The sequence below is a fragment of the Actinophytocola sp. genome, assembly GCF_045807065.1.
In the GTDB taxonomy this organism is placed as follows: Bacteria; Actinomycetota; Actinomycetes; order Mycobacteriales; family Pseudonocardiaceae; genus Actinophytocola.
This window is the reverse complement of record NZ_JBJMIE010000702.1, coordinates 1-5040: the sequence shown is the minus strand read 5'-3', so window position 1 is coordinate 5040 and position 5040 is coordinate 1. Positions and strand designations below refer to the sequence as shown.

Here is a 5040-nt window from a genome sequence, read left to right as displayed (position 1 = left end):
CTTACACTACACCAAGCACTACCGAACACGGACCCGGTTCATGGCCAGGCACCAGGTCTTCACCAACCGCGTCGCGGGGCCCCTGATGCGCGGCATGCACCACATCCCGGTCGACCGCGCCGCCGGCCAGGCCTCCTACCGGGAGGCGGTCGCCAGGCTCGGGGCGGGCGAGGTGGTCGGCGTGTTCCCTGAGGCGACGATCAGCCAGAGCTTCACCGTGAAGCCGATCAAGACGGGTGCGGTGCGCATGGCCGCGGAGGCCGGCGTCCCGGTCATCCCGGTGGCGATCTGGGGCAGCCAGCGGCTCTGGACCAAGGGCCGGCCCCGCAACCTCACCCAACGCCACGTGCCGGTCCTGATCCGGGTCGGCGAGCCGTTCCAGCCGACCCCGCGGGACGACACGGACACGCTCACCGCCGACCTGCGCGCCAGGATGTCCGCACTGCTCGACACGACCCAACGCGAGTACCCCGAGACCCCGAGGCCCGGCGACGACCCGTTCTGGCTGCCCGCCCACCTCGGCGGCACGGCCCCCACCCCGGAAGCCGCCGCGCTCGCGGAGGAACGGTCGAACGCCTGAGCCGAGTCAGGTACCGCTCTGCCCCGGCGCGGCCCGGTGCAGGATCTCCGCGAGTTCGGCCGGCCGGGTGAACATCGGCCAGTGCGACGTCGGTAGCTCCTCGTACTCCCACTGCTCGTCGGCCATGTGCCGGAACAGCGGTGCGCCGGCCATGGCGCGGGCCTGCTGCTCGGTGAAGGAGCAGAGCACCCCGAGCCGCGGGAGCTTCTCCCACGCGCCGGTGAGCGACACCGGCGAAGTCGCGGTCGCCCACGGCTGCGGGACCGAGCGATCGGCGAGCGTCGCGAGGACATCGGCGTCGAGGCCGGGAAGGAGCTGTGCCCACGGCGGTGGGGGCAGCCGCCAGCCGTCGCCGTGCTCGGCGACCAGCCGCGCCGTCGCCGCCCGCTCGTCCGGCTCGTCGAACTCGGACTGCGAGACGCCGTCCGGCAGGGGACCCGTGTCGACGAACACGAGCTTCGCGACGCGGTCCGGCATGCGGTCCGCGGCCGCCGTGGTCACCACCGCGCCCGCGTAGCTGTGCCCCACCAGCACCACGTCGGTGAGGTCCTCGTACCGCAACAGGTTCACCACGTCCGTCACGTGCACCTCCAGGTCGACCTCCGGCCGCGCCAGGTGCGCCCGCTCCCCCATGCCGGTCAGGCTCAACGCGTGCACCTCGTGCCCGTGGGCACGCAGCGCCTCCGCGACCGGGCGCCACGCCCACCCGCCGAGCCAGAAACCGGGAACCAGTACGTAAGTCGTCATGCCCGTGACGCTAGGCGGAATACCGGGCAGAATCCGCCCGGTATCGTCGCCGGTGTGACCCGTCCCACCGCACGCGTGCTGGCCCTGCTCGAACTGCTGCAGACCGGTGGCACGCACACCGTGGCCACCCTCGCGGCCCGCCTCGGCGTCGACGAGCGGACGCTGCGCCGGTACGCCCAGCACCTCACCGACCTGGGCATCCCGATCGAGTCGCGGCGCGGCCGGTACGGCGGCTACCGGTTGGCCCCCGGCTACAAGCTGCCGCCGCTCATGCTGACCGACGACGAGGCCGTCGCGGTCGTCCTCGGTCTCGTCGCCGGGCGCCGGGCGGGCCTGGCGACGGCGGCGGCCGAGGCCGCGGAGAGCGCGTCCGCGAAGGTCCGGCGCGTGCTCCCGGTCGAGCTGGGCCGCCGGCTCGACGCGCTGCTGTCCGCCGCCGACTTCACCGCGCCGCGGTGGTCGGCGAACCCGCCGGGCACCGCGGCGCTGCTGGTGCTCGCGGACGCCGCCCGCCGCCGCCAGCCGGTCGCCATCACCTACACCAGCTGGCGCGGCGGCACGAGCGAACGGCGCGTCGAGCCGTACGGCCTGGTGTTCCACTCGGGCCGCTGGTACCTGACGGGCGCGGACTCCCGGCGCGGCGGGGTGCGCACGTTCCGCCTCGACCGCATCGCCTCGGCGGCCCTGGTCCCCGGGACGTTCGAGGTGCCGGCCGACTTCGACCCGATCTCCCGCGTGCTGTCCGGCCTGGCCGACGTGGCCTACCCGCACGAGGTGTCCGTCCTCCTACACACGACGGTCGCCGACGTGCGGCGCAAGCTCCCGGTGAGCGTCGCGACGCTCACCGAGACCCCCGAGGGCGTCCGGATGCTGCTCCGCGCCAACACCCTCGCCTGGGCCGCCGCGGTGCTCGCCTGGCTGGGCTGCCGATTCGAGATCGAACACCCCGACGAGCTGCGGGCGGAGGTCATCGCACTGGCGGACCGGCTGTCCACATGCGCAGGCGCACCCGCATGACCCACCCGTGCCGCGCACCCGTACGCGCCGGCCGTCCTGCCCCGGTGTGTCTCCGACGAGCGGCCGCGCCACCGCCGGGCCCGCCGGCACGGCCAGCCCCCGGCCCGCGCCGAGCAGCTGATCCCTCCGCTACTCCGTTCGAGTGAACAAGTGGTCTAGACCCTTGTCACTTTGTGGTCTAGACCACATCTTGTGGACAACGCCTTTCCCTGCGTTCGGCGAGGAGTCACATGTCCAAATTGAGATGGCCCCAGATGCTGGGGATCTGTACCGCGACGGTCGCGCTCGCGCTGGGTGTGACCGCGGCACCCGCGAGTGGCGCGGGCGGCGTGTCGGCGACCTTCTCCAAGGGGTCCGACTGGGGTACCGGGTACGAGGGCAAGTACACGATCACCAACGGCAGTTCCGCCGCGCGCGCGTCCTGGCAGGTGGAGTTCGACCTGCCGTCCGGGCACCGGATTGCCAGTCTGTGGGACGGCAGCTCCACGGTCAGCGGTCAGCACGTGACCGTCAAGGGCACCTGGAACGGCACCATCGCACCGGGTGCGTCCGTCAGCTTCGGCTTCAACGTCGCCTACTCCGGCGCGTACGCCCCGCCGTCCAACTGCAAGCTGGACGGCGCCTCGTGCGATGCCACCGGTACGCCGCCGACCGATCCCCCACCGACCAACCCGCCGCCGACGGACCCGCCGCCGACCAACCCGCCGCCCAGCACCGGCGGTGCCGTCAAGCTCGGTTACTTCGCCCAGTGGGGCGTCTACGGGCGCCAGTACTTCGTGAAGAACATCGCCACAAGCGGTACGGCCGCGAAGCTGACGCACATCAACTACGCGTTCGGCAACGTGACCAACGGCCAGTGCGCCATCGGTGACTCCTACGCCGACTACGACATGGCCTACACCGCGGCCAACAGCGTCGACGGCGTCGCGGACACGTGGGACGCCGGGGCGCTGCGCGGTAGTTTCAACCAGCTGCGCAAGCTGAAGCGCCAGTTCCCGAACATCAAGGTCCTGTTCTCCTTCGGCGGCTGGACCTGGTCCGGCGGCTTCGGCCAGGCGGCGGCCAACCCCGCCGCGTTCGCCGACTCCTGCTACCGGCTGGTGGAGGACCCGCGCTGGGCCGACGTGTTCGACGGCATCGACATCGACTGGGAGTACCCGAACGCCTGCGGTCTGAGCTGTGACAGCAGCGGGGCGGCCGCGTTCAAGAACGTGATGCAGGCGCTGCGTGCCCGCTTCGGTTCGGGCAACCTGGTCACCGCCGCGATCACCGCGGACGGCTCCAGCGGCGGCAAGATCGACGCGGCCGACTACGGCGGCGCGGCGCAGTACGTCAACTGGTACAACGTGATGACCTACGACTACTTCGGCGCGTTCAACCCGCAGGGCCCGACCGCCCCGCACTCGCCGCTGACGTCGTACACGGGCATCCCGACGGCCGGGTTCAACTCCGACGCGGCCATCCAGAAGCTCAAGGGCAAGGGCGTTCCGTCGAACAAGCTGTTGCTGGGCATCGGTTTCTACGGCCGCGGCTGGACCGGCGTCACCCAGGAGGCCCCGGGTGGCACCGCGACGGGCGCGGCGCCGGGGACCTACGAGGCGGGTATCGAGGACTACAAGGTCCTCAAGACCCGCTGCCCCGCCAACAGGACGGTCGCGGGCACCGCCTACGCCAAGTGCGGCAGCGAATGGTGGAGCTACGACACCCCGGCCACGATCGGCGGGAAGATGTCGTACGCGCGGACCCAGGGCCTCGGCGGCGCGTTCTTCTGGGAACTGTCCGGGGACACCGCCAACGGGGAGCTGATCACGGCACTCAGCAACGGCCTCGGCTGACCACGGCACCGCCCTCGTGCCGGGATCCCGCTCCCGGCACGAGGGCGGTCCGTCTCTGCGGTCGTCCCGGAGCCGGTAGGTCAACTCAGCCAGGCTTGTGAGCCATTCTCCACCTCGGAGGTTTCGGGAACGGTCGCGGGGAACGGCGCCAGGCGGTACTGTCGGCGGCGGTGGTTTTCCGGCCGCCTCTGGGTCCGCGGGCAGAGCTGCAAGCTCACCGGTTCGTCAGGCAGATCGACGGCAGGTCTCTTCCCGCCCGATGTCGCGGACCCCCGGGTGATGAGGGAAGGACTGCCATGTCTGACCAGTCACGTGTGCTCCCGGACCGCCCGAGCCTGCGGTACCTGAAGCTCGAGGCCAAACGCCGTGTCGCCGCCGGGGAGTTCGCGACACTGGACCAGGCCCAGCTGTCCATCGCCCGTGAGCACGGGCTGACGAGCTGGGCCGCGCTCAAGCACCACGTCGAGGCCGCGGGTCACGCACTCTCGCGGATGCGGTGGGTCGTCACCCGTTTCGCCGTGGCCGACAGTCCGGAGTGGGCACTGCCCGACAATGGGGAGCTGCGCCAACACTTCGATGACCGCTACCTGAGCCTCGTACCGCCGGACTGGCTGGCGCGCCTGTTCGCCACGGTCGCCAGGCAACTGCGCGAGGGTCTCGCCGACGTGCGTACCGAGCCGCTGCGCCTGCGTGCGCGGGTCGGCGACCTGCGGGTCGAGGCGGCGACCGAGGCCGACCCGCCGCACCGGCTGCGCCAGCTCCAGTTCTACCCGTTGGCGCGCAAGGCCGAGGACCCGCGCCTGGCGGCACCACCGACGCACACCTCCGGTGCGGTGCCGGCGAGGGCGGCCGCGGCGGCGG

At 71.9% G+C, this 5040-nt stretch carries 5 protein-coding genes; 4 read left to right on the top strand and 1 reads right to left on the bottom strand.

Annotated features, from left to right (window positions below; all coding sequences use genetic code 11):
- The coding region (locus ACJ73U_RS41240) for a lysophospholipid acyltransferase family protein (protein WP_407783221.1) at positions 1–580 on the top strand (580 nt) is incomplete at its 5' end.
- Positions 581–586: 6 nt separating this feature from the next.
- Here ACJ73U_RS41240 and ACJ73U_RS41235 read toward each other — a convergent pair.
- Positions 587–1327: an alpha/beta fold hydrolase gene (locus ACJ73U_RS41235; protein ID WP_407783220.1), complete on the bottom strand. Its 741-nt coding sequence runs from the start codon at positions 1325–1327 to the stop codon at positions 587–589.
- A 54-nt stretch (positions 1328–1381) separates the two neighbouring features.
- On the opposite strand from ACJ73U_RS41235, the gene ACJ73U_RS41230 reads away from it, so the two are divergent.
- The 3 genes from ACJ73U_RS41230 to ACJ73U_RS41220 form a co-directional block, all read left to right on the top strand.
- Positions 1382–2344: a helix-turn-helix transcriptional regulator gene (locus tag ACJ73U_RS41230; protein WP_407783219.1), complete on the top strand. Its 963-nt coding sequence runs from the start codon at positions 1382–1384 to the stop codon at positions 2342–2344.
- A 230-nt stretch (positions 2345–2574) separates the two neighbouring features.
- Complete coding sequence (locus tag ACJ73U_RS41225; protein WP_407783218.1) at positions 2575–4179, top strand: glycosyl hydrolase family 18 protein; 1605 nt, start codon at positions 2575–2577, stop codon at positions 4177–4179.
- A 296-nt stretch (positions 4180–4475) separates the two neighbouring features.
- Positions 4476–5040: hypothetical protein (locus tag ACJ73U_RS41220; protein ID WP_407783217.1), on the top strand; the 565-nt coding region annotated here is incomplete at its 3' end.